The organism is Brevundimonas sp. KM4 (assembly GCF_000964075.1).
Classification (GTDB): domain Bacteria; phylum Pseudomonadota; class Alphaproteobacteria; order Caulobacterales; family Caulobacteraceae; genus Brevundimonas; species Brevundimonas huaxiensis.
Map to the genome: position 1 here is coordinate 1 of NZ_JZRG01000022.1, position 21,282 is coordinate 21,282.

The window sequence follows — 21,282 nt, forward strand, 5'->3', positions numbered from 1 at the left end:
TCCACCAAACCGAGGGAGGATCACTGGATCAGCAGACTGTAGCCATAGGCCAGCAGGTCGTAGCTCAGACCGCGCGCGAAGCGGGGACCGCCTGCGGGAACCCGGCCATTACGCCAGACCATGGAGCGGGCCTGACCCTTTGCGAGCAATTGATCGCGGAAGCCCTGTTCGGTAGCGCGTCTTACTGCGGCGGTGATCGCATCGATATTAGACGGCATTCGCGATGACCGTGTCGAAAACGTTGCGGATGAACTCTTGGTGCGCCGGGATACGGAAGTTCACGGCCATTTGGCTCACACCGCCCGCGTAGTTCTCCAGGTCGGTAGTGAGGAAATTGGCGGCGGCGTTTCCAGTGAAGGTGAAGAGCAGATGCTGCACCTGGTTGAGAGCGATGCCGCCTTCCAGCGTTGCGTCTTCGATCAGGTCACAGGTGTGCTCGTCGCCAGCCGCCAGGTATTTTTCCGACATGAACAGAAGAGCATGGGGGGTTGGGCGCTCATCCGCCGAGGCGAGCGCTTCGCGCGCGTTTGTAATGACGGCTGTTCCCATCGCGGCCCCGCTCTTGGCTTCGCCTTTCAGGAAAAGTGGTCGACCGTCATCGGCTTCCGCGATGCCGATGAGATCATCGCCGCGCATCGCCATGTTGCGATGGTCTTTCCATTGCAGACGATAGACACCGATGTCGTACACGGTGAACTCGTTGACGTAGGCGGTACCCAGTATCTCGCCGAGATCGCCGGATCGGATTTGCTTGCTGGTCGGTAAGCGGGCTTCAATCAGGGCTGCAGCTTGGGGCTTCCCCCGTCGGCGAAGGACCCGAGCGAGCTGGTGAGCGGCGACGTAGTGGTCAGGAATGGTCGCGGCCACTTCTTCCACCCCCTCGGCGAGCCGGCCCGCCTTTACGGTGATCTGATGCAGGTCGTGGGTGCCGACTTTGCTCGAGGCGACGTCACACCAGTTGTTGATGTTGGCCAAACCTGCCTCCCTGACAGTCTTGCGCGCGATCGTAAGCGCTACCGTAAATCGAACTTAGGTCGGAACGCACGCTCTTCATAGCTGCGCGCCTGAGCTCCGCCGCTTCCAGTGTTTGTGGGACCTCGGACACGGATATCGAGCGTTATCAGTGAATGCGGAAGCCTTTCCGAGTGCCAGCTCGAAAGCTGACGTTGACAATTTTCGCTCACAGTCACGAACAGCTGCACCTCACAATGTCTTTGAAGCGCCAACAGCGGTCATTGGCGAAGTTGCGAGAACCAGACATGAGCTTGGGTTCGATGACCGAGCTTAACTGCGCCGATCCCGGCACCTGATTGTGCCGCGATGGCGATGGATGACAAATCGGACGCGGCGTCGACCGGAACGCCCTCCGCCTTTCGTTCGGAATACCGATCGACGAGCTGGACGGCGTGGGGCCGGACCAGAATGGTGAAGCGCACCAGCTCCTCCATCACGTCGACGATCCGCTCATAGTAGGCCGAGGGCTTCATCCGGCCGGCCCCGTCGAACTCCTGGAAGGCCTTGGCCACGCTCGACTGGTTGGGGATGGTGATCATCCGCATCCAGCGGCCCAGAAGGCGCAGGGTGTTGACGGCGTTGAAGCTCTGCGACCCGCCCGACACCTGCATGACGGCGAGGGTCCGGCCCTGCGTCGGGCGCATGCCGCCCTGGCTCAATGGCAGGTGATCGATCTGCAGCTTCATCAGCCCGGAGACCTGGCCATGCCGCTCCGGACTGCACCAGACCATGCCCTCCGACCAGAAGGCGTGCTCGCGCAACTCGCGCACCGCCGGGTGGTCCTCGTCGCCGGGCGAGCCCGGCAGAGGCAGGTCGGAGGGGTCGAAGATGCGGGTCTCGCATCCCATCCGTTGCAGCAGGCGCGCAGCTTCCTCGACGCAGAGCCGCGAATTGGACCGCTCGCGCAGCGATCCATACAAGAGAAGGATCCGCGGCGCCGGGTCGGTCGGGCCCAGTCCCCGGGCGGGTTCGGCGGACAGATACGCCGCGTCCAGAGCCGGCAGGTGATCCGGATCCGGCAGCGAACGCAGGCGGGCGAAGGTCATCAGAGGTCCTTGGTCAGATAGGCGGCCGACGCCGGGCAGACATCCGCGAACTCGCGGGTTCGCCGGATCGCGGCCGGTGCAGACGCCCGATCAGCGACGACGAAGCCGCGCCGGGTGAAGAAGCGCTCGGCCGTCGTGGTGAGCAGATGCAGACGTGCAGCGCCCAGGTCGCCGGCGGCGGTCTCGGCGGCGGCCAGCACCCGACTTCCCAGGCCGCGGGCCTTCTGGTCGGCAAGTACGACCAGGGAGCGCAGCAGCAGGTCGCGCCCCTCCCCTTCCAGCCCGACGTAGCCGATGACCGCGCCGTAGTGATCGGCGCTGAAATAGCGACCGGCGCCGGGCTCGGGCAGACCCGCGCCGCGCAGGGTCGCGATCAGGCCGGCGTCATCCGCGTCCAGGAAATGCAGGACGACCATCAGACGGCGTCCGCCGGCGGAGCCGTATCCGGGAACCAGCGTCGGCCCATCCACAGCGCGACGGACACCAGCAGGATCAGCACCGGCACCTCGACCAGCGGGCCGATGACCGCCGCGAAGGCGACGGGCGACGTCAGGCCGAACGCCGCAATGGCCACCGCGATGGCCAGCTCGAAATTGTTGGAGGCCGCGGTGAAGGCCAGGGCGGTGGTGCGCGGATAGTCGGCCTCGATCAGCTTGCCCATGAGGAAGCTGACCACGAACATGACGAGGAAGTAGATCGTCAGGGGAATGGCGATGCGCAGGGCGTCCAGCGGCAGGGCCACAACCTCGCCGCCCTTGAGGCTGAACATCACCACGATGGTGAACAGCAGGGCGATCAGGGTGATCGGTCCGATGCGCGGCAGAAAGCGCCGCTCGTACCAGTCGGCGCCACGGCGCGCGATCAGGCTGCGACGGGTCAGGAAGCCGGCCAAGAACGGCAGGCCAAGGTAGACGAGCACCGCGCCTGCGATGGTCCAGACGCTGACGTCCACCACGCTGCCCTGCAGGCCGAACAGGGGCGGCAGGACGGTGAGGAAGATCCAGCCATAGAGGCTGAAGAAGAGGATCTGGAAGATCGAGTTGAAGGCGACGAGGCCGGCGACATACTGGTTGTCGCCCCGCGCCAGCTGGTTCCACACCAGCACCATGGCGATGCAGCGCGCCAGGCCGATCAGGATGACGCCGGTCATGTATTCCGGCTGATCGCGCAGGAAGATCACCGCCAGCGCGAACATCAGCACCGGGCCCAGCACCCAGTTCTGGAACAGGGACAGGGCCAGCACCCGCTTGTCGGCGAAGACGCGCGGCAGCTCCTCATACCGGACCTTGGCCAGCGGCGGGTACATCATCAGGATCAGACCGATGGCGATCGGGATGTTGGTCGTGCCGATCGAGAGGCTGTCGACCCAAGTCGGCAGGCCCGGCGCCAGCATCCCCAGAGCCACGCCCAGGCCCATGGCCACGAAGATCCACAGCGTCAGCCAGCGGTCGAGAAAGGACAGGCGACGCGGCGCAGCGCCCGCCACGGGGGTGTCGATCATCGCCTCACCCGCTGGCCGGCGGCGTCGATGACGACCTCGCCGTCCTCCTTGGTGAAAGGCTTGAGGTCGTCGGCGGGCAGGAGGTCCAGAACGGCCTCGGACGGTCGGCACAGACCGACGCCAAGCGGACTGACGACGATCGGGCGATTGAGCAAGATCGGATGGGCCTCGATCGCATCGAGCAACTGATCGTCCGTCAGGCCCGGGTCCGCGAGGCCTAGTTCGGCGAAGGGCGTGCCCTTCTCGCGCAGCAGGTCGCGCAGCGGCTTGCCGGCCCGTTCGGCCAGCCAAGCGACCATGGTCCGCGACGGCGGCGTCTTCAGATACTCGACGACATGCGGCTCGATGCCGACGTGGCGGATGAGGTCGAGCGCGTTGCGCGACGTCCCACAGGCGGGGTTGTGATAGATGACGATGTCCACGGGATCCTCAGGGGCAACAGGGCGCGAGTTCGGCCAGCAAGGGCTCGCAGAGGTCCGCCCTGCCCCCGCAGCAGTCCTTGAGCAGGAAGAGGACCAGGTCGCGAAGCCGGTCCAGGTCGGCCCGGTAGATGATCGACCGGCTGCGGCGCTCCGACTTGATCAGTCCCGCCCGGGTCAGCACGCCGAGATGGGACGACAGGGTGTTGGCCGGAATCGCCAGATGGTTGGAGATGTCACCGGCAGGCAGACCGTCGGGTTCGTGACGCACGAGGAGGCGAAACGCCTCCAGCCGCGTCGATTGCGCCAAGGCGGCGAGAGCGAGAATCGAAACTTCGGTTTCCATATTTCCAAATTAGTCGAAATATGGAAATGTTCAAGCCGCTCGTCTGCGGGTGCGGCATTTCAAGCATCGGTGACGACCTGATCTTTGACGACTGCCGCCTAAAAGATCGCAGAGTAGCGACAGCCGAGTTTAAGGGTCGCTGGGCTATACTCTCCGTCGAGACCATGGACTTTGGCCACGAGGTCGACAGTTGGCCGATTTCGCACGTCTGTCGGTCCGGACGCGGTGCGCTGATCTCGCGATCAGGCGGCGGGAGCCGCCGACGCTCCCTTCTGGGCGAGCCAGGCGTCGATCAGGGTGATTTCGCGCTCCTGCGCCGTGATCACCTCCTGGGCCAGGTTCCGCGCTTGGGCGTCCTTGCCTTGCGCGAGCTCCACACGGGCCATCGAGACGGCGGCGACGTGGTGACCTCGCATCTGCTTCATGAAGTCGATGTCCGCGTCCCCGGTGAAGGCGGGCATCGCCTCCATCATCGTGTTCATCGAGGCCTTGTAGCCTTGGGTGGCGACGGAGTCGCCGGGCGCAGGCGCAGCCATGCCGCCCTCCATTCCGCCATGGGCGTCCGCCGCTGCGGGGGCCTCAGGCGCGGCTACGGCGGGCTCTTCGGCTTGCGGGGAACAGGCCGTAGCCAAGGCGCAGGCGGAGAGGACGAGGCTGATGCGTTTCATGACGGCTCCTTGGGATCCCGACGTTAGCGACCAGGAGGGCCCATTCGTTCCGCCAACTCTACCGTCCGGTCCGCGCCAAGAGCTCGATCAGCTCGCCGGCCTTTGCCTTGCGATCCTCGGGATCGTCGCCGGTCATAGCGCCCATGACGCAGTGGTCGAGGTGATCCCGTAGCACTTCGGTCTCCACGCGATGGAGCGCGGCTCGAACGGCCTGAAGTTGGGTCAGCAAGTCGACGCAATACCGGTCATCTTCAACCATGCGGGAGATTCCCCGCACCTGGCCTTCGATCCGGCTGAGCCTGTTGAGGACTTTGGGTTTCGTGTCGGTTTGCATGGGGCCTGTTCTCCTGAGCACCCCCATATACCCCAGACGGGTATCTTGCGCTATACCCCGCATGGGTATATGTTAGCTCTTCGGTCAGCCGGAGAGAGCGACATGTCCACGCATCCTCACAATCATGCCTCGGGTCACGCCTGCTGTGGGGCGAAGGCCTCGGATGGCGCGGCAACGGTCAAGGATCCCGTCTGCGGCATGTCGGTCGATCCGACGGCCACCGCTCACCGAGCCAGTCATGACGGTCAAAACTATTTCTTCTGCTCGGCGGGGTGCCGGACCAAATTCATCGGCGATCCGATGCGTTACCTGAACCCTCCCGTGGAGGCCGAGCCGGCCGTTCCCGGCGCCATCTACACCTGCCCGATGCACCCCGAGATCCGGCAGGAAGGCCCAGGCTCCTGCCCGATCTGCGGCATGGCGCTTGAGCCGGAGACGGTCACGGCGGAGGCCCCGCCCAACCACGAGCTGATCGACTTCACCAGACGCTTCTGGGTCGGTCTGGTCCTGACCCTGCCGGTCTTCGCCCTGGAAATGGGCGGACACCTGGCCAATCTCCACATGTTCATCCCGGGCCAGATGTCGAACTGGATCCAGTTCGCTTTGGCGACCCCCGTGGTTCTCTGGTGCGGCTGGCCCTTCTTCGAGCGCGGCTGGACATCGCTGCGCACCCGGCGGCTGAATATGTTCACCCTGATCGCCATGGGGGTCGGCGTGGCATGGCTTTACAGCGTCGTGGCCGTCGTCGCGCCAACCCTGTTTCCGCCCGCCTTCCTGAAGGCCGACGGCAGTGCGCCGGTGTATTTCGAGGCGGCGGCGGTCATCACCGTGCTGGTCCTCGTCGGGCAGATTCTGGAACTGCGCGCCCGCGAACAGACGTCGGGCGCGATCCGCGCCCTGCTGGACCTCACGCCCAAGACCGCGCGCCGAATCCGGGCGGACGGCATCGATGAAGATGTCTCGCTTGACCAGATCGCCGTCAGCGACCGCCTGCGGGTAAGGCCCGGAGAGAAGATCCCGGTCGATGGCGAACTCCTGGAGGGTCGGGTCGCTGTCGACGAATCCATGGTGACCGGCGAGTCCATGCCGGTGACCAAGGATGTCGGCGACCGCGTCGTGGCCGGCGCGCTCAACAAGACCGGATCCTTCATCATGCGCGCCGACAAGGTGGGCGCCGACACCCTGCTGGCGCAGATCGTCCAGATGGTGGCCCAGGCCCAGCGCAGTCGCGCCCCGATCCAGCGGCTGGCCGATACGGTCTCCGGATGGTTCGTTCCCACGGTGATCGCGATCGCCCTGCTCGCCGCCGTCGTCTGGGGCCTGGTCGGTCCCGAGCCCCGTTTGTCCTACGCCCTGGTCGCCGCCGTTTCGGTGCTCATCATCGCCTGTCCCTGTGCGTTGGGTCTGGCGACGCCGATCTCGATCATGGTCGGGGTGGGACGTGGCGCCCACGCCGGCGTCCTGATCAAGAACGCCGAGGCGCTCGAACGCTTCGAGAAGGTCGACACTCTCGTTCTGGACAAGACCGGCACCCTGACGGAGGGCCGTCCGTCGGTGACGGCGATCCTGCCCGCCCTCGGCTTCGTGGAAACGGACATCCTGCGTCTTTCGGCCAGCCTCGAGCGGGGCAGCGAACATCCCTTGGCCGACGCAATCGTCCGGGCAGCCAAGGACCGGGACATCCCCCTTACCGAGGCCGCGGACTTCGACAGCCCGGTCGGTCGCGGCGTTCGCGGGACGATTGAGGGCCGCCAGGTCGCCCTGGGCAACACCCGTTTTCTCGGCGAGCTTTCGATCGACGTCTCCGCGCTGGAGCCGAAGGCGGAGGCCCTTCGCCACGACGGCGCCACCGCCATATTCGTGGCGATCGACGGAAAGGCGGCCGGGGTCATCGGCATCGCCGATCCCATCAAGGCCACCACGCCGGCTGCGATCCTCGCGCTGAAAGCGGCCGGTCTGCGGCTGGTGATGATGACCGGGGACAACCGGACGACGGCCGAAGCGGTCGCGCGGCGCCTCGGCATCGACGAAGTCCAGGCGGAGGTTTTGCCGCAGGATAAGGCGTCTGTGGTTCAACAGCTTCGTTCGCAGGGTCGGATCGTCGCCATGGCGGGGGATGGCGTCAACGATGCCCCTGCCCTCGCCGCAGCCGATGTCGGCGTCGCCATGGGGGCGGGTTCGGACGTCGCCATCGAAAGCGCCGGCGTCACCCTGCTGGGCGGAGATCTGCAAGGCATCGTGCGCGCACGGCGTCTGTCCCGCGCGGTGATGGGCAACATCCGCCAAAACCTCGTTTTCGCCTTCGGCTACAACGCCCTTGGCATCCCCGTGGCGGCTGGCCTGCTTTATCCCGTCTTCGGCTGGCTTCTCTCGCCTGCCCTTGCGGCGCTCGCAATGGCGCTCTCCTCGGTCAGCGTCATCGGCAATGCGCTGAGACTGCGCGCGGTGAGGCTTTATTCAGGATAGGCAATCAACAGTCCGCCCACCCACCCAAGGGAGGAACCGGCTGTGACGGGCCGGATTGATTCAGACGCTGACCGCAGTCTCCAGGCTTTCGCAGCGGCAGGCGAAGACGAACTGAAATTTCTGAAGAGGATACGGACGATGTCTCATCAACAGATGGACCACGGCGGGCAAGGCAACGTTCGTGGACTCGGCCCTTATCGGAGCCTGTACCTCGAGTTGGCGCTCGATTTCGTCATTATGTACCTGGTCATGTACACGATGATCGTCACGCTCGGTCACTTCTATCTCAATTTGAACAACGTCTACATGACCCTGATGATGGTCGCGCCGATGGCGGTCCTCATGCTCGTCTTCATGCGGTCCATGTACCCGTCGCGCAAAACGAACCTGGTCATTGGAGCGGTCGCCGTCGTGATCTTCGTCGGCAGCTTCGTCGGCATGCGCACCCAGGCGTTCGTTGGCGACGACGAATTCCTGCGATCGATGATCCCGCACCATTCCGGGGCTGTGTTGATGTGCGAGCAAGCCTCCCTGACCGATCCGGAGATCATCGCCCTGTGCGACGGCATCGTGCGTGGTCAACAGGAGGAGATCGCCCAGATGCAGGCGCTCCTCGAGAAGCGTCGCCGCTGACCCCGGCGTGCGGGGGAAGGCCTCAGCCGCCCCCCGCTTCCTCTTCATGAGGGACGCGGTCGTGTGGCGCGTAGAGAAGCAGAAGGCCGGGACCGGCCAAACGTCTGGAGACTGAGTATGCGTTACTTCAACCCCGCACCCTTCATCGCCGTCGCGGCGGTCGTGGCCTTCGCCGCCGGACCGGCGGCGGCCCACGCTCGCCTGGTCAGCGCCACCCCGGCGCCCGACTCCACCGTGGCCGCGACCCGGACGCTGACCCTGACCTTCAGCGAACGCAGCGTTCCCGCCTTTTCCGGCTTCGACGTCGTCAATGCGGCGGAGGAGAAGATCGCGATCCGCACCTCGGTCGCCGAGGACGGCAGGACCCTCACGGGCGCGCTGGCTCGCCCGCTGGCCGCCGGCGCCTACCGTGTCGACTGGCGTATCGCCTCGAGCGACGGCCACCGCATGACGGGATCCTACACCTTCACGGTGCGCTGACGCCGTGCTGGAAGTCGCGGTCATCGCGCTTCGTTGGCTTCAATACGGCGGCGGCGTCGTCCTTCTCGGCGCGCCGCTGTTCCTTCTCTACAGCTTTAAATACGCCGACGCGCCGAACCTGGAATGGTCGCGACCGACATTGCGCCTCGCGGCGATCATCGTCGCGCTCGGCTCGCTCGCCGCCCTGGTGGCCCAGACTGCCGTCTTGGCGGGGTCGCTGAGCGAAGCCGTGAAACCCGCGTCTCTGTCCTTTATGGTCACCGGCACAGCCCTGGGCATGGCGATGGTCGTGCGGGCCGCCGCCGCCTTGCTTGGGCTTGTCGCCTTGGTCGCCCTGAAACCCGGTCGCGGGCTCTGGAGCGTGACGGCCGCCTTGGGTCTGATCGTGGCCGCCAGCTTCGCATGGACGGGTCACGGCGCGGCCACCGAGGGTCCGGGCGGGCCCATCCATCTTGTCGCCAACATCATTCACGCGGTGGCAGCGGCCTTGTGGCTGGGCGCCCTGGCGGCGTTGACGGCCCTGCTTCTGCGCCGAGCCGGTCCGGACGACTTTGCAATCCATCGCGCCCTGCATGGCTTCGCCGGCCTTGGAACGCTCGCGGTCCTGTTGCTGGTGCTGACCGGTCTCGTGAACAGCTGGTTCCTGATCGGTCCCGAGCGCGTGGCGTCGATCGCGGGCAACCTCTACGGCCAGCTTCTGGTCGCCAAGCTCGTCCTCTTCGGTTTGATGCTTGCGCTGGCGGCGAGCAACCGGTTCCGGCTGACGCCGACACTGGGCTATGCGCTGGAGACGGGCCAACCCTCCGTCGCCGCCATGAGCGCGCTCCGGCGCAGCCTGTTGATCGAAACGGGTCTGGGACTCGCCCTGATTGGCGTCGTGGCGGTCATGGGAACCCTGCCGCCCCCGGCGTCTCTGTAGGCTCGATTGCGATGATCAAAATGAGATCGTCGCTCCGCCGACCGTTGAAGTATGATCAGACAATGCCGTTCCTGCGTCATGACCTCCTCCGACTGACGACCGCGCTGCTCGCGGCGTTTGCCGTGCTGTTCGTGTCCACCGCTTCGATCGCCTGCGAAGCTCCGGTCGATCAGGATATGGCGTCCATGTCGATGAGCGGCGACGGCGTCCCGTGCGAGCCGAAGACCGTCAGGATCTCGTGCCATAAGGCGTGTCTGGCCATCTGCCAGGGCCTTGTCCCCCAAGGCGGTGAATCCACCCCCGCACGGGTCTATGCGTCTGTCCTTTATCCATCCCTTGATGCGCGGCATGCCGATTTCACCGTGGAGGCGGACGACCCGCCCCCACGACGCTGATCCTGTTGAAGATGACCGGACTCATTCAATCAAACAGAGATCAAAACCATGAAACGCACTCTCACCCTCGCAGCCCTGGTGCTGCTGGCTTCCGGTTCAGCCGCCTTCGCGGCCGCGCCGGACGCCGTGGCGCAGGCCGTATGCGCTTGCTGCGACGCTATCGCAGCCTGCGCGGAAGCCTGCACCTGCTGCTGATCGTATTATCGGGAAGACGCCCGCCCGCGAGGGCGGGCGTCTTCCCGATGTTCCTCACCGACGTCGCAGGGCCGGCGACCCGCTGGCGCGGGCCTGAGCGTCAGCCGGGCGCGCGCGACGACCAGTGAATGTGGTGGATGCGCCAGCCGTCGGCATGGCGTTTGAGGACCATGGTTTCGGTCGTCAGGCGGTCTACGGCGCGGCCCTTGAATTGGCCCGTGGTGCGGCCTTCGCTGGTGATCCAGGCGATGTCCCCGTCGGCCGATCCCGATCTGCGCGTCACCGTCGCTTCAGAGGCGGCGGCGAAGGCGGCGTCCGAGCCCAGGTGATGGGACGCATACTCGTCGCGCGATCGCTCCGCGCCACCCTCCTCGAAGATCATCACATCCGGCGCCATAATTGCCAGGGCGACGTTCGTGTCGCCGGCCTTCAGGGCGACGTGAAAGGCGTCGACGGCCGCCGCCGCGTCCGCAGCTTCCGCGGCGACCGAGCCGGCGGCTTGGGCATGCCCGTGGGCGTGGTCCTGGGCGAAGGCGGGTGTCGCCGAAAGCACGGCGAGCGACAGGACGAGGGCGAGAGAGGTGCGGGACATGGCGAACTCCGGATTGTGGGTGATCTGAACGGGCTGAGCGCGATCTGCGTCAGGCCGGCGGGTTGTGGCGGGCGAACACGCGGGTCGCGCCCGAGCGAAGCACCAGCAGGGTGTCGTAGGGCTCCTTGCGCCCCTGCGGCGTCTCCATGCCGGGCGAACCGAGCGGCATGCCCGGGACCGCGACGCCCACCGCCGCCGGTCGCTCGGTCAGCAGTCGAATGACGTCCGGGGCCGGCACATGACCCTCGACCAGATAGCCATCGATCAGACCGGTATGACAGGAGGCGAGCGCGTCCGGCATGCCCCGGCTGCTCCGGACCGATTGAAGGCTTGGAAGGATGGTGATGGTGGTGGTGAAGCCCGCCTGGCGCATGTGCGCGATCCAGGCGTCGCAGCAGGCGCAGGTGGGCGTCTTGAAGACCGTGAGGTTTCTGGACGGACGGGTCTTGGCGCAGGCGGACCCGCCCATGCCGATGAAGACGGCCGCGCCCATGAGTAGACGACGGTTCAGATTGGCGGGATTCAAAAGGGTTCTCCCTGATCGCTGTGGACGGATCGCTGCGCCTCGACAGGGTCGGCGCGCTGCGGCGCCAGCCGCGCCCGCAACCACCGTCGGCCAGGCTGCTCGACGAAGACATGGATGGCGGCCGCGGCGGCGAGCGTCAACACAAGCATGGCGGCCAGTTCGACCAGGCCCATTCGATAGTCCGCACCCCAGCCGGAGAACGCCTGCGCCGCATTGCGCCACACCATCAGGATGGGGATGTGGACGAGATAGAGGGCGAACGACGCTTCGCCGGCGAACAGAAGGACGGGGTGAGACAGGAAGGTCCGGACCGGAGCCTTGGCCAACAGGGCGAGCGACAGGATGAAGAGACCGGCCGCCGCCACGATGACCCGGTCGTCAGCGCCGATCTGCATGAGGGTCAGCAGCAGGGTTGTGGCGACCAGGGCGCCCATGAGGGACATTCGCGGCGAAGGCGTCCAGCGCTGACCGAGATAGTAGAGGCCAATGCCGTAGAGGAATTCGGGAATGATGCGCAGGATGCCCAGGCTGTCCTCCGCCCGTGGCAGGACCCGCCCGAACTGCGTCCGGTAAAAGGCGTCAAGCGCGACGAACAGCAGCGCGGAGAGTGCGATCAGAGCCCACGGCCTCGACCGCAGGCGGAGGGCGACAGCAGCGTAGGCCGGGAAGACCAGATAGGCGAACCATTCGGCAGACAGCGACCAGGCTGGTCCGTTCCAGAGCGCCACGGTTTCGCGCGGAAACCAGGCCTGAACGAGCAGCAGAGTGCCCGCGAAATCGGCGGGATTGAATCGGCCTGGCTCCAGACCGACGCCGACCATCGGGGCGATCAATACAAGCCCGAGCATGGCCAGGAGGATGAACAGGTGAGCCGGATAGATTCGGGCGAACCGAGCTGCCAGAAACCGCTTGTAGTCGGGCGCGCCGTTCCCTTGCAGATAGACGTGCGTGAGGATGAAGCCCGACAGGATGAAGAAGACATCCACGCCGAGCCGGGCGCGGTTCAGCAGGCCCGCGCTCTCCGCAGGCAAGGTCCAGTAAAGCTGGAAATGGAAGAGCACGACGCCGAGCGCGAGGAAAAACCTCACGCTGGTGAGGGGATCGAGCACGTCCGGGAAGGGAGCCCGGGCGGGGGACCTGTCGCTCACATCGATCCCCCTGGACGACACGGCTATTCCGGTCGTTCTCTGGTATCTACGCGGGGCCGGACCTTTCCCCTCATGAGGGGAAGCTCAAACCGGCGCGTATGGAGGGGGGGGCGTGAGGCAGGTGCGCAATGACTGACGACATCGAAAGACTGATCGGAGCGGCTGCGCCCGGCGACGCTTCACGGCTTGCGGGCGTGGAGGACGCCGTCTGGTCCCGGATTGGCGAGCGCCGGGATCGCGCCCGAATGGGTCAGGTGCGGATCGCCGCCGTGGCGATCGCCCTTGTCGTCGGCGGTGCGAACGGCGGTCTGATGCTCATGACCCCACGGCCAGAGCCTTCAGAGCTGCGTATCTTCACGGTGTCAGCCGGCCTGTCACCTATGGCCAGCCTGGATGTTTGGGGATGAGGGCGACGTGGAAGTCGATCGTCGCCACGGCGATCTTGGCGGCGCTCGCCAGCGGGGCAGCGACCTGGGCGAGCGCGACCTGGATCATGCGCGAGCGCCAGCCGCCGAGCCTGCACAGCGTCGTCCATGAAAAACTCGACCTCAGCGAGGAGCAGGACCGCCGTCTAGACGTCATTGAAGCCCGCTTCGCCGTGCGTCGCCCGGCACTGGAGGCAGAGGTTCGTGCCGCCAATCGCGAACTCGCGGCCGCCATCGCCGCAAGCGACGGGGATACGCCGCAGGTCCAGGCGGCTGTCGATCACTTCCATACCGCCATGGGCGATCTGCAGAAGGCGACGATTACCCATGTGTTCGAGATGCGATCCGTTCTGACCCCGGCACAGGCCGAGGTGTTCGACGCGGCCGTCGTCGACGCCGTACGCTACGAAGCCGGCTAAGCGCGGCGCGTGGGGGTTGAAGCCAGCATCGAGGTCCGAGCGGCGGGTGGAGACCGGGCCGCTTTCACTGCCTTGATGACCGCCACCAAGGCCGACCTCTACCGGTTCATTCGCCGCTACGTCGGCGACGAGGCTGAAGCGCATGACGTGCTTCAGGAAACCTATGCCTCAGCGTGGCTCGCCATGCGGCGATATGATCCGGCGCGGCCTTTCGATGTCTGGCTGCGTTCCATCGCCTTGAACAAGTGTCGGGACTGGAGCCGGCGGCGCTCCGTTCGCCGTGTCGTGCGCGGCGTGATGGGGCTCGATGCTCCCGAGGCGACGGCGGTGGGGGAAGACGTACCCATGCCTGAAGCTAGGCTGGACGATCAGCGCAGGGCCCAGGACCTGCAACACGCGCTGTCTGAGCTTCCCGACGCCCTGAAGGCCCCACTCCTGTTGGCCACGCTTGAAGGGCGCTCTCATGCGGAGGTCGCATCCATATTGGGCATCACGCCGAAGGCCGTGGAAACGCGGATCGCCCGCGCGCGAAAAAAGCTGGTCGACGCCTTGGCTTGAGCGCCGGTTCGGCGTCGCGGTGCCGAGCGCGCGCGCAAGAGCGTTATCTCGAAGACTGTGGCGACCTGACGCAAGGGATGCGCCGCTCAGATGCGTATCTGAACGAACGGCTCACTTGCCGACCAAGGAAAACTTCTCTGATGTCGACCGCTCGCCTTGATCGCCGAACGCTTCTCCGGGGCGCCGCCATCGGCGGTGGATTGCTGGGACTGCAAGGCTTGCTTCCGGCCTGGGCGCAGACGGGTTCGGCGGGGCTGCGGGCTGACCTGCCGACCCTGACGGGACCGAACATCGACCTAACCGTGGGCCACTCACCCTTCACGGTGGGGGGTCGCACCGGCCATGCGGTGACCATCAACGGCGTTCTGCCGGCCCCGCTTTTGCGCCTGCGGGAAGGCCAGAACGTCCGCCTGGCCGTGACCAATGGCCTCAACGAGGACACCTCGATTCATTGGCACGGCCTGCTGTTGCCGTTCCAGATGGACGGTGTGCCTGGCATCAGCTTCCCCGGGATTAAGGCCCGCGAGACCTTCGTGTATGAGTTCCCGATCAAGCAGTCGGGCACCTTCTGGTATCACAGTCACTCTGGCCTGCAGGAGGCGATGGGCCACTACGGGCCGATCGTGATCGACCCGGCGGGCGTCGATCCGGTCGCCTACGACCGCGAGCATGTGCTGGTCCTGTCGGACTGGAGCTTCATGCATCCGCACGAAATCCTCGCCAAGCTGAAGAAGAGCCCTGGCTACTTCAACCAGCAGCGCACCACCCTGGCGGGCCTCATGGATGGTAGCGACCGCATGAGCCTGGAGGAGCGGCGCATGTGGGGCCAGATGCGGATGGACCCGCGCGATATCCTCGACGTCAACGGCTCGACCTACACCTATCTGATCAACGGCCATGGACCAGAGGAAAACTGGACCGGCTTGTTCCGGCCGGGTGAGCGGGTGCGCCTGCGCATCATCAACGCCTCGGCCATGTCCATCTTTAATGTCCGCATTCCCGGCCTGCCGATGACCGTGGTCCAGGCCGACGGCGAGAACGTGCGCCCCGTCGAGACCGACGAGTTCCAGATTTCGGTGGCCGAGACCTACGACGTGATCGTCCAGCCGACCGAGGATCGCGCCTATACCATCGTCTCCGAAGCTATCGACCGCTCCGGCATGGGACGGGCCACTCTGGCGCCCCGCCTGGGCATGACCGCCGAGGTCCCGCCGCTCCGCGAGGTTCCGAACCTGACCATGCGCGACATGGGCATGGGCGGAATGGACCACGGCTCTATGGGCGATATGTCCGGGATGGATCATGGGTCGATGGCCGGCATGGATCATGGAGCCCCGGGCCAGGACGCGGCCCCGGCGGGGGAAATGGCCGGCATGTCTATGGCCGGCATGAACATGCGCGACCCCGAGAACGCCCCGCCGGACATGGCGGTTGGCGTCGGGGTCGATGCGATCGCCATGGACCCCGCCAACCGGCTCGGCGAGCGTCCTATCGGTCTCACGGACGTCGATCACCGCGTCCTCGTCTATACCGACCTGGTGTCGCTACAGCCCAACAAGGACCAGCGCCCGCCGTCGCGGACGATGGAAATCCACCTGACCGGCAATATGGAGCGGTTCATGTGGGGCTTTGACGGCCGCAAGTTCAGCGAACTCGTCGAGCCGATCCGCTTCGAGCGCAACGAGCGGGTGCGGGTGACCCTGGTCAACGACACCATGATGGCTCACCCGATCCACCTGCACGGCCATTTCTTCGAACTGGTGACGGGCGGCCCGGTCGGACATCAGCCGCTGAAGCATACCGTTAACGTCGCGGCCGGCGGCAAGGTGACCTTCGATCTGACGGCAGACGCGCCCGGCGACTGGGCCTTCCACTGCCACATGCTGATGCACATGCATGCGGGAATGTTCAATGTTGTGACGGTGCGGCCCATGGACGGAGCTGCGTCATGAACCGCCTCGCCGTCGCCCTCGCCCCGCTGGTGCTCGCCGCCAGCGCCTTCAGCGCCCAGGCCCAGGACCCTCACGCGGGCCACACGATGCCGGCGACCGCGGCGCCGACGCGCCCCGCGCCAGCACCGCGGCCCACGCCACAGGCGCCGGCCCAACCGGCGCAGGATCCGCACGCCGGTCACGTCATGCCGCCCGCGCAGACGCCGCCCGCCGCGGATCCGCATGCAGGCCACCAGATGCCGGCGCAGCCCGCGCCCGTAGACCCGCACGCGGGACACCAGATGCCGGCGGCGGCGCCCGGCCAGGCCGATCCGCACGCGGGCCACGACATGTCGGCCATGTCGCCCGCGCAGACCGACCCTCACGCCGGGCATGACATGTCGACCATGAGCATGGGGCCGCCCGATGTGGCGACCAGCTCCGACAATCCCGGCCGTCCTCCGGAGGACCCGCTCCCGGCCGCCGCCCTGGCCGGCCCTGCCCACGCCGCCGATCTCGTCTTCGGCGCCGAGGCCATGGCCGCCTCTCGCCGGACCCTGATTCACGAAAACGGCGACGTCCGCACCACGGCCGTCATTCTCGATCGCCTCGAAGCCGGCTTCGGCGACGACGGCGAGACCTACCTCTGGGACGTCCAGGGCTGGACGGGCGGCGACATCAATCGCTTCTGGTGGAAGTCCGAGGGCGAAGGCGACTTCGGCGGCGAGCTCGAGGAGGCTGAAGTCCAGGCGCTCTACAGCCGCGCGGTCACGCCCTTCTGGGACGTTCAGGCCGGCGTGCGTCAGGACTTCCGGCCCGACGGCGAGGACACCACGCATCTGGTCCTCGGCCTGCAGGGCCTGGCGCCCCATTGGTGGGAAGTCGACGCCGCCGCCTTCCTGTCGACAGACGGCGACCTGACCGCCCGCGTCGAGGCCGAATACGACCAGCGCATCACCCAGCGCCTGATCCTTCAGCCCCGCCTCGAAATCGACGCTTCAGCCAGCGACATTCCGGAACTGGAGATCGGTTCGGGCCTGTCCTCGATCGAGGCGGGCCTGCGACTGCGCTACGAATTCCGCAAGGAGTTCGCCCCCTATGTCGGCATCGAGTGGAGCCGCGCGTTCGGCGATACCGCCGATTACATCGAGGCCCGAAGCGGCGAGACCGACGACACCCGCTTCGTCGTCGGCCTCAAGGCCTGGTTCTAACCGAAGGAGACCACCCCATGATGATCCGCACTCTCGTTGTCACCGCCGCCCTCGCGTTCGCCGGCACCGCCGCCGCCCAGGACCCGCATGCGGGTCACGCTATGCCGGCCCAGGCCGCAGCGCCCCAATCCGGCATCACGACCGTTCCTGCGAATGGCGCGATGACCCAGGGTTCGCCCGAGCGGTTCAGCGTCACCTTCCCCCACGCCATGGTCCTCAAGACCGTCGCCCTCTCCGCCGAGGGGCAGGCTCCGGTCGACGTCACTGTGCCCGCCGCGCCGGCCGCCGCCACCGTCGGCGTGGTTCTTCCGCGCCTCGCGCCGGGCAACTACACGGCCGCCTGGACCGCCGAAGGCCCGGACGGCCACAAGATGTCCGGCTCCGTCAGCTTCATGGTTCACTAGGAGAACTACGATCAGGGTTTCCAACCTGCTGGCCGCCGCCGGCGCGATCCTGACCCTGAGCGCGGGCGCGGCTCTGGCGGCCGAAGGCTGCGATTGTTGCAAGGACATGGCTGCGGACGCGGCTATGACGTGCTGCGACGAGATGCAGAATGATGCGTCTTCGGCTCCCGCTCATTCACTGGCACCTGACAGCGCGCCTGCGAGGCCTTCGTCAGAGGCCGTGAACCACAATCAGCAGCGTTCACCAACCTAAGCGACACTTCTACGATTTTGGCAGGAACTCTCCGCCCAACCGCCGACGACCATCGGTCGAGCGCGCTAAGGTCGAGGCTGCAATACCCCAGAACAAACTTTGGCTCACAACGGAAAGCGGACGCTCCCGGAGTCGCCAAATAGTCAATCCCGATAAATTCGACCTGTAGCTATGCGCTAGGACCGCCGAAGCAAATCGGCCTGGGAATCGGTTTGAACGAAATTTGAATCAGTTCGTCTGAAAACCGACATTCGCCGAGAGGCTGGAGCGGGCAGCGGGAATCGAACCCGCACGAAAAGCTTGGGAAGCTTTCAGGCTACCACTACATCATGCCCGCGATGGCCTGAGGCCGGTCTATCTCAAGGCTGACCGGCGCTCAAGGTAAGACCGGACTCTGGGCGCGCGCTTCATTCTCACGCGCATAGCGCTGGGCGATGATGGTACAGGCGAACAGCTGGATCTGGTGGAACAGCATGATCGGCAGGACGATCAGCGGGACCGCGTGACCGGCGAACAGGATGCCGGCCATGGGGATGCCGGTGGCCATGCTTTTCTTGGAGCCGCAGAACAGGATGACGATCCGGTCGGGCCGGTCGAACTTCAGCGCGCGGCCGGCGAAAAGGGTCAGGGCCAGGACGATGGTCAGCAGGGCGATGTTCAGGCCGATGACCTTGGCCAGATCCAGCGGCGCGACCTGGGACCAGACGCCGGCGACGACGCCCTCGCTGAAGGCGGCATAGACGATCAGAAGGATGGAGCCGCGGTCCACCAGGCCGGTCAGTTTTGCGTGACGCGTCAGCCAGTCCTTCAGCAGGGGGCGGCACAGCTGGCCCACGGCGAAGGGGGCCAGGATCTGCAGACCGATGTCCAGGATGGACTGCAGATGGATGCCGCCGTTGGCGCCGCCGATCAGCAGGGCGACCAGCAGCGGCGTCACGATCACGCCCAGCAGGTTCGACAGGCTGGCGCTGGTCAGGGCGCCCGCGACATTGCCGCCGGCGATGGAGGTGAAGGCGATGGACGACTGCACCGTGGACGGCAGCAGGCACAGATAAAGCATCCCGGTCAGCAGATCGGGCTGAAGCGACCCCCGCATCAGGAGGACCAGGCCCAGTCCCAACAGCGGAAACAGCAGGAAGGTCGACAGGAAGACCGTGCCCTGAAGCCGCCAGTGCAGCAGCCCCGCGCCGATGGCCGCCGGCGACATCCGCGCGCCGTACAGGAACAACAGCAGGGCGATGGCGGCCTTGACCACCCCGTCCATGACGACCGCCGCCTGTCCGCTGGCGGGGAACAGCGCCGCCAGGATCACCATGCCGATCAGGGCCAGCAGATAGCCGTCGATCGGCAGGCGAGACAGGAAACGAGGCATGGACGGCTCAGGCTGCGGCGGGCTGATGCACTGATAGGCGCATCAGCCCGCGCATTGAACCCGCGTCTTCAGGCCCCGGCGCGGTTCTTGACCAGATCGTCCACGACTGACGGGTCAGCCAAGGTCGAGGTGTCGCCCAGAGCGCCGATCTCGTTCTCGGCGATCTTGCGCAGGATTCGCCGCATGATCTTGCCCGACCGGGTCTTGGGCAGGCCCGGCGCCCACTGGATCACGTCGGGGGCGGCGATGGGGCCGATCTCATGGCGGACGTGGGCGACCAGGGCCTTTCTCAGATCCTCGGTCGCCTCGGCGCCCTTGTTCAGGGTGACATAGGCGTAGATGCCCTGGCCCTTGATGTCGTGGGGATAGCCGACGACCGCCGCCTCGGCGACATCGTCGTGCAGGACAAGCGCGCTCTCGACCTCGGCCGTACCCATCCGGTGGCCCGAGACGTTGATGACGTCGTCCACCCGGCCGGTGATCCAATAGTAGCCGTCCTCGTCCCGGCGGCAGCCGTCGCCGGTGAAGTAGCGGCCCGGATAAGTCGAGAAATAGGTGTCAAAGAAACGCTGATCGTCGCCGTAGACGGTGCGCATCTGGCCCGGCCAGCTGTCGGTGATGCACAGGTTGCCGGAGACGGCGCCCTCCAGCGGCTGGCCCTCGGCGTCCACGATCTGAAGCTCGACGCCGGGCAGGGGCAGGGTCGCCGATCCGGGCTTCAGGTCGGTGGCGCCCGGAAGGGGGGTGATCAGATGGCCGCCCGTCTCGGTCTGCCACCAAGTGTCCACGATGGGGCAACGACCGTCGCCGACCACCTCGTGATACCAGCGCCAGGCCTCGGGGTTGATCGGCTCTCCCACCGTGCCGAGCAGCCGCAGCGAGGCGCGCGAGGAGGCCTTCACCGGCGCATCGCCCTCGCGCATTAGGGCGCGCAGGGCCGTGGGCGCGGTGTAGAAGATCTCGACCTTGTGCTTGTCCACCACCTGCCAGAAGCGGCCGGCGTCGGGATAGTTGGGCACGCCCTCGAACATCAGGGTCGTCGCCGCATTCGCGAGCGGCCCATAGACCATGTAGGAGTGGCCGGTGACCCAGCCCACGTCGGCGGTGCACCAGAAGACCTCGCCGGGGCGATAGTCGAAGACGATCTCGTGCGTCCAGGCGGCCCAGAACAGATAGCCGCCCGTGGTGTGCAGCACGCCCTTGGGCTTACCCGTCGAGCCGGAGGTGTAGAGGATGAACAGCGGATCCTCGGCGTTCATCGGCTCGGGCGGGCAGTCGGCGTCGGCCTTGGCGGCCTCCAGCCCATAGTCGAAGTCGCGCCCCTCGATCATCGGCACGTCCGCGCCGGTGCGACGGATGACCAGGACGGTGTCGACCTTCACCTTCGTCAGGGCCTCGTCGACATTGGCTTTCAACGGAATGTGCTTGCCGCCGCGCAGACCTTCGTCGGCGGTGATGACCAGGTTGGAACCGCAGTCCTCGATCCGGCCGCACAGGCTGTCGGGCGAAAAGCCGCCGAAGACGACCGAATGCACCGCGCCGATCCGCGCACAGGCCAGCATGGCGTAGGCGGCCTCGGGGATCATGGGCAGATACAGGGTGATCCGGTCACCCTTTTTGGCCCCATGCGCCTTCAGCACATTGGCCATGCGGCACACCTCGGCGTGCAGTTCGCCGAAGGTGATATGGCGGCTGTCGGCGGGATCGTCGCCTTCCCAGATGATCGCCGTCTCGTCATTGCGGTGGGGCAGGTGACGGTCGATGCACTCAGCCGAGACGTTCAGGACGCCGTCCTCGAACCAGCGGATGCGGAAATCTTCCTTGTTGAAGGAGACGTCCTTGATCCGGGTCGGCGGGGTGATCCAGTCCAGACGTCTGGCCTGTTCGGCCCAGAAGGCGTCGGGCGTTTCGCGCGCGGCGATCCGCGCCGCCTCATACGCCTCCCGGTCCATATGGGCCTTGGCGGACCAGTCGGCGGGGGCGGGATAGAGGGCGGGATCAGGCACGCGAGACGTCTCCGGCATCAC

At 66.2% G+C, this 21,282-nt stretch carries 26 protein-coding genes and 1 tRNA gene; 12 read left to right on the top strand and 15 right to left on the bottom strand.

Annotation, left to right across the window (positions count from 1 at the left end):
• Nucleotides 1-20: 20 nt before the first annotated feature.
• The 9 genes from VH88_RS16045 to VH88_RS12160 form a co-directional block, all read right to left on the bottom strand.
• Nucleotides 21-218 carry a hypothetical protein gene (locus VH88_RS16045; protein ID WP_156146821.1) on the bottom strand — a complete coding sequence of 66 codons (198 nt, stop codon included), beginning with the start codon at nt 216-218 and terminating at the stop codon, nt 21-23.
• On the bottom strand, nt 208-975 hold the full coding sequence (locus VH88_RS12125; protein WP_197071078.1) for a Hachiman antiphage defense system protein HamA: 768 nt from the start codon (nt 973-975) through the stop codon (nt 208-210). Before VH88_RS12125 ends, VH88_RS16045 begins: the two co-directional genes overlap by 11 nt.
• A gap of 257 nt (nt 976-1,232) precedes the next feature.
• Entirely contained in the window at nt 1,233-2,060 is an 828-nt protein-coding gene (gene arsH / locus VH88_RS12130) for an arsenical resistance protein ArsH (protein WP_231576677.1), read from the bottom strand.
• Nucleotides 2,060-2,476, bottom strand: a complete 417-nt coding sequence (locus VH88_RS12135) for a GNAT family N-acetyltransferase (protein WP_045811582.1) — start codon at nt 2,474-2,476, stop codon at nt 2,060-2,062. Before VH88_RS12135 ends, arsH begins: the two co-directional genes overlap by 1 nt.
• Nucleotides 2,476-3,561, bottom strand: a complete 1,086-nt coding sequence (gene arsB, locus VH88_RS12140; protein ID WP_045811496.1) for an ACR3 family arsenite efflux transporter — start codon at nt 3,559-3,561, stop codon at nt 2,476-2,478. Before arsB ends, VH88_RS12135 begins: the two co-directional genes overlap by 1 nt.
• The gene (gene arsC / locus VH88_RS12145; RefSeq protein ID WP_045811497.1) at nt 3,558-3,983 is read right to left on the bottom strand and encodes an arsenate reductase (glutaredoxin); all 426 of its coding nucleotides are present in this window, start codon (nt 3,981-3,983) and stop codon (nt 3,558-3,560) included. The genes arsB and arsC overlap by 4 nt, the downstream gene beginning before the upstream one ends.
• A gap of 7 nt (nt 3,984-3,990) precedes the next feature.
• On the bottom strand, nt 3,991-4,326 hold the full coding sequence (locus tag VH88_RS12150) for a helix-turn-helix transcriptional regulator (RefSeq protein WP_045811498.1): 336 nt from the start codon (nt 4,324-4,326) through the stop codon (nt 3,991-3,993).
• 242 nt (nt 4,327-4,568) lie between these two features.
• Nucleotides 4,569-4,994: a DUF305 domain-containing protein gene (locus VH88_RS12155; protein ID WP_052689593.1), complete on the bottom strand. Its 426-nt coding sequence runs from the start codon at nt 4,992-4,994 to the stop codon at nt 4,569-4,571.
• A 58-nt stretch (nt 4,995-5,052) separates the two neighbouring features.
• Entirely contained in the window at nt 5,053-5,328 is a 276-nt protein-coding gene (locus tag VH88_RS12160) for a metal-sensitive transcriptional regulator (RefSeq protein WP_045811583.1), read from the bottom strand.
• 102 nt (nt 5,329-5,430) lie between these two features.
• Here VH88_RS12160 and VH88_RS12165 point away from each other — a divergent pair, with 102 nt between their 5' ends.
• From VH88_RS12165 to VH88_RS16295, 6 genes are all read left to right on the top strand, one after another.
• Nucleotides 5,431-7,794: a heavy metal translocating P-type ATPase gene (locus tag VH88_RS12165; RefSeq protein ID WP_082064482.1), complete on the top strand. Its 2,364-nt coding sequence runs from the start codon at nt 5,431-5,433 to the stop codon at nt 7,792-7,794.
• A 138-nt stretch (nt 7,795-7,932) separates the two neighbouring features.
• Entirely contained in the window at nt 7,933-8,427 is a 495-nt protein-coding gene (locus VH88_RS12170; RefSeq protein ID WP_231576678.1) for a DUF305 domain-containing protein, read from the top strand.
• A 117-nt stretch (nt 8,428-8,544) separates the two neighbouring features.
• Nucleotides 8,545-8,907, top strand: a complete 363-nt coding sequence (copC, locus tag VH88_RS12175) for a copper homeostasis periplasmic binding protein CopC (RefSeq protein ID WP_045811500.1) — start codon at nt 8,545-8,547, stop codon at nt 8,905-8,907.
• A gap of 4 nt (nt 8,908-8,911) precedes the next feature.
• The gene (copD, locus tag VH88_RS12180) at nt 8,912-9,826 is read left to right on the top strand and encodes a copper homeostasis membrane protein CopD (protein ID WP_045811501.1); all 915 of its coding nucleotides are present in this window, start codon (nt 8,912-8,914) and stop codon (nt 9,824-9,826) included.
• A 62-nt stretch (nt 9,827-9,888) separates the two neighbouring features.
• A complete protein-coding gene (locus VH88_RS12185) occupies nt 9,889-10,221 on the top strand; it encodes a hypothetical protein (protein ID WP_045811502.1) in 333 nt (110 codons plus the stop codon).
• Between the two features lie 48 nt (nt 10,222-10,269).
• Nucleotides 10,270-10,416, top strand: a complete 147-nt coding sequence (locus tag VH88_RS16295) for a hypothetical protein (RefSeq protein WP_164952583.1) — start codon at nt 10,270-10,272, stop codon at nt 10,414-10,416.
• A gap of 100 nt (nt 10,417-10,516) precedes the next feature.
• On the opposite strand, the gene VH88_RS12195 is transcribed toward VH88_RS16295, so the two are convergent.
• From VH88_RS12195 to VH88_RS12205, 3 genes are read right to left on the bottom strand one after another with little or no spacing between them, the layout of a single operon-like run.
• Nucleotides 10,517-11,008 (bottom strand): nuclear transport factor 2 family protein, encoded by a 492-nt coding sequence (locus VH88_RS12195; RefSeq protein WP_045811504.1) that lies wholly within the window; start codon nt 11,006-11,008, stop codon nt 10,517-10,519.
• Between the two features lie 49 nt (nt 11,009-11,057).
• Nucleotides 11,058-11,534, bottom strand: coding sequence for a DUF411 domain-containing protein (locus VH88_RS12200; RefSeq protein WP_082064483.1), 477 nt, complete (start codon nt 11,532-11,534; stop codon nt 11,058-11,060).
• Complete coding sequence (locus tag VH88_RS12205) at nt 11,531-12,682, bottom strand: acyltransferase (protein ID WP_231576679.1); 1,152 nt, start codon at nt 12,680-12,682, stop codon at nt 11,531-11,533. The genes VH88_RS12200 and VH88_RS12205 overlap by 4 nt, the downstream gene beginning before the upstream one ends.
• Before the next feature lie 128 nt (nt 12,683-12,810).
• Between VH88_RS12205 and VH88_RS12210 the strand changes: the two genes are divergently transcribed.
• The 6 genes from VH88_RS12210 (at nt 12,811) to VH88_RS12235 (ending at nt 17,630) form a co-directional block, all read left to right on the top strand.
• Nucleotides 12,811-13,089, top strand: a complete 279-nt coding sequence (locus tag VH88_RS12210; RefSeq protein ID WP_045811507.1) for a hypothetical protein — start codon at nt 12,811-12,813, stop codon at nt 13,087-13,089.
• Nucleotides 13,086-13,526 (top strand): Spy/CpxP family protein refolding chaperone, encoded by a 441-nt coding sequence (locus VH88_RS12215; protein WP_045811508.1) that lies wholly within the window; start codon nt 13,086-13,088, stop codon nt 13,524-13,526. Before VH88_RS12210 ends, VH88_RS12215 begins: the two co-directional genes overlap by 4 nt.
• A 9-nt stretch (nt 13,527-13,535) precedes the next feature.
• Nucleotides 13,536-14,084 carry an RNA polymerase sigma factor gene (locus VH88_RS12220; RefSeq protein ID WP_045811509.1) on the top strand — a complete coding sequence of 183 codons (549 nt, stop codon included), beginning with the start codon at nt 13,536-13,538 and terminating at the stop codon, nt 14,082-14,084.
• Nucleotides 14,085-14,224: 140 nt separating this feature from the next.
• Nucleotides 14,225-16,036: a copper resistance system multicopper oxidase gene (locus tag VH88_RS12225; RefSeq protein WP_045811510.1), complete on the top strand. Its 1,812-nt coding sequence runs from the start codon at nt 14,225-14,227 to the stop codon at nt 16,034-16,036.
• Nucleotides 16,033-17,226 carry a copper resistance protein B gene (locus VH88_RS12230; RefSeq protein WP_045811511.1) on the top strand — a complete coding sequence of 398 codons (1,194 nt, stop codon included), beginning with the start codon at nt 16,033-16,035 and terminating at the stop codon, nt 17,224-17,226. Before VH88_RS12225 ends, VH88_RS12230 begins: the two co-directional genes overlap by 4 nt.
• Nucleotides 17,227-17,243: 17 nt before the next feature.
• Complete coding sequence (locus tag VH88_RS12235) at nt 17,244-17,630, top strand: copper resistance protein CopC (protein WP_231576680.1); 387 nt, start codon at nt 17,244-17,246, stop codon at nt 17,628-17,630.
• Nucleotides 17,631-18,146: 516 nt separating this feature from the next.
• On the opposite strand, the gene VH88_RS12240 is transcribed toward VH88_RS12235, so the two are convergent.
• From VH88_RS12240 to acs, 3 genes are all read right to left on the bottom strand, one after another.
• Nucleotides 18,147-18,220: transfer RNA gene (locus VH88_RS12240), tRNA-Gly, on the bottom strand.
• A gap of 39 nt (nt 18,221-18,259) precedes the next feature.
• On the bottom strand, nt 18,260-19,255 hold the full coding sequence (locus VH88_RS12245) for a bile acid:sodium symporter family protein (RefSeq protein WP_045811512.1): 996 nt from the start codon (nt 19,253-19,255) through the stop codon (nt 18,260-18,262).
• Between the two features lie 68 nt (nt 19,256-19,323).
• A complete protein-coding gene (acs, locus tag VH88_RS12250; protein ID WP_045811513.1) occupies nt 19,324-21,279 on the bottom strand; it encodes an acetate--CoA ligase in 1,956 nt (651 codons plus the stop codon).
• Between the last annotated feature and the right edge of the window lie 3 nt (nt 21,280-21,282).

Coding starts and splice junctions, on each gene's coding strand:
- VH88_RS16295 (WP_164952583.1), top strand. CDS start 10,270: ATGAAACGCACTCTCACCCTCGCAGCCCTGGTGCTGCTGGCTTCCGGT.
- VH88_RS12245 (WP_045811512.1), bottom strand. CDS start 19,255: ATGCCTCGTTTCCTGTCTCGCCTGCCGATCGACGGCTATCTGCTGGCC.
- VH88_RS12160 (WP_045811583.1), bottom strand. CDS start 5,328: ATGCAAACCGACACGAAACCCAAAGTCCTCAACAGGCTCAGCCGGATC.
- VH88_RS12215 (WP_045811508.1), top strand. CDS start 13,086: ATGAGGGCGACGTGGAAGTCGATCGTCGCCACGGCGATCTTGGCGGCG.
- copC (WP_045811500.1), top strand. CDS start 8,545: ATGCGTTACTTCAACCCCGCACCCTTCATCGCCGTCGCGGCGGTCGTG.
- VH88_RS12185 (WP_045811502.1), top strand. CDS start 9,889: ATGCCGTTCCTGCGTCATGACCTCCTCCGACTGACGACCGCGCTGCTC.
- acs (WP_045811513.1), bottom strand. CDS start 21,279: ATGCCGGAGACGTCTCGCGTGCCTGATCCCGCCCTCTATCCCGCCCCC.
- VH88_RS16045 (WP_156146821.1), bottom strand. CDS start 218: ATGCCGTCTAATATCGATGCGATCACCGCCGCAGTAAGACGCGCTACC.
- VH88_RS12225 (WP_045811510.1), top strand. CDS start 14,225: ATGTCGACCGCTCGCCTTGATCGCCGAACGCTTCTCCGGGGCGCCGCC.
- arsB (WP_045811496.1), bottom strand. CDS start 3,561: ATGATCGACACCCCCGTGGCGGGCGCTGCGCCGCGTCGCCTGTCCTTT.
- VH88_RS12210 (WP_045811507.1), top strand. CDS start 12,811: ATGACTGACGACATCGAAAGACTGATCGGAGCGGCTGCGCCCGGCGAC.
- VH88_RS12150 (WP_045811498.1), bottom strand. CDS start 4,326: ATGGAAACCGAAGTTTCGATTCTCGCTCTCGCCGCCTTGGCGCAATCG.
- VH88_RS12195 (WP_045811504.1), bottom strand. CDS start 11,008: ATGTCCCGCACCTCTCTCGCCCTCGTCCTGTCGCTCGCCGTGCTTTCG.
- VH88_RS12135 (WP_045811582.1), bottom strand. CDS start 2,476: ATGGTCGTCCTGCATTTCCTGGACGCGGATGACGCCGGCCTGATCGCG.
- VH88_RS12165 (WP_082064482.1), top strand. CDS start 5,431: ATGTCCACGCATCCTCACAATCATGCCTCGGGTCACGCCTGCTGTGGG.
- VH88_RS12235 (WP_231576680.1), top strand. CDS start 17,244: ATGATGATCCGCACTCTCGTTGTCACCGCCGCCCTCGCGTTCGCCGGC.
- arsH (WP_231576677.1), bottom strand. CDS start 2,060: ATGACCTTCGCCCGCCTGCGTTCGCTGCCGGATCCGGATCACCTGCCG.
- VH88_RS12155 (WP_052689593.1), bottom strand. CDS start 4,994: ATGAAACGCATCAGCCTCGTCCTCTCCGCCTGCGCCTTGGCTACGGCC.
- VH88_RS12230 (WP_045811511.1), top strand. CDS start 16,033: ATGAACCGCCTCGCCGTCGCCCTCGCCCCGCTGGTGCTCGCCGCCAGC.
- VH88_RS12170 (WP_231576678.1), top strand. CDS start 7,933: ATGTCTCATCAACAGATGGACCACGGCGGGCAAGGCAACGTTCGTGGA.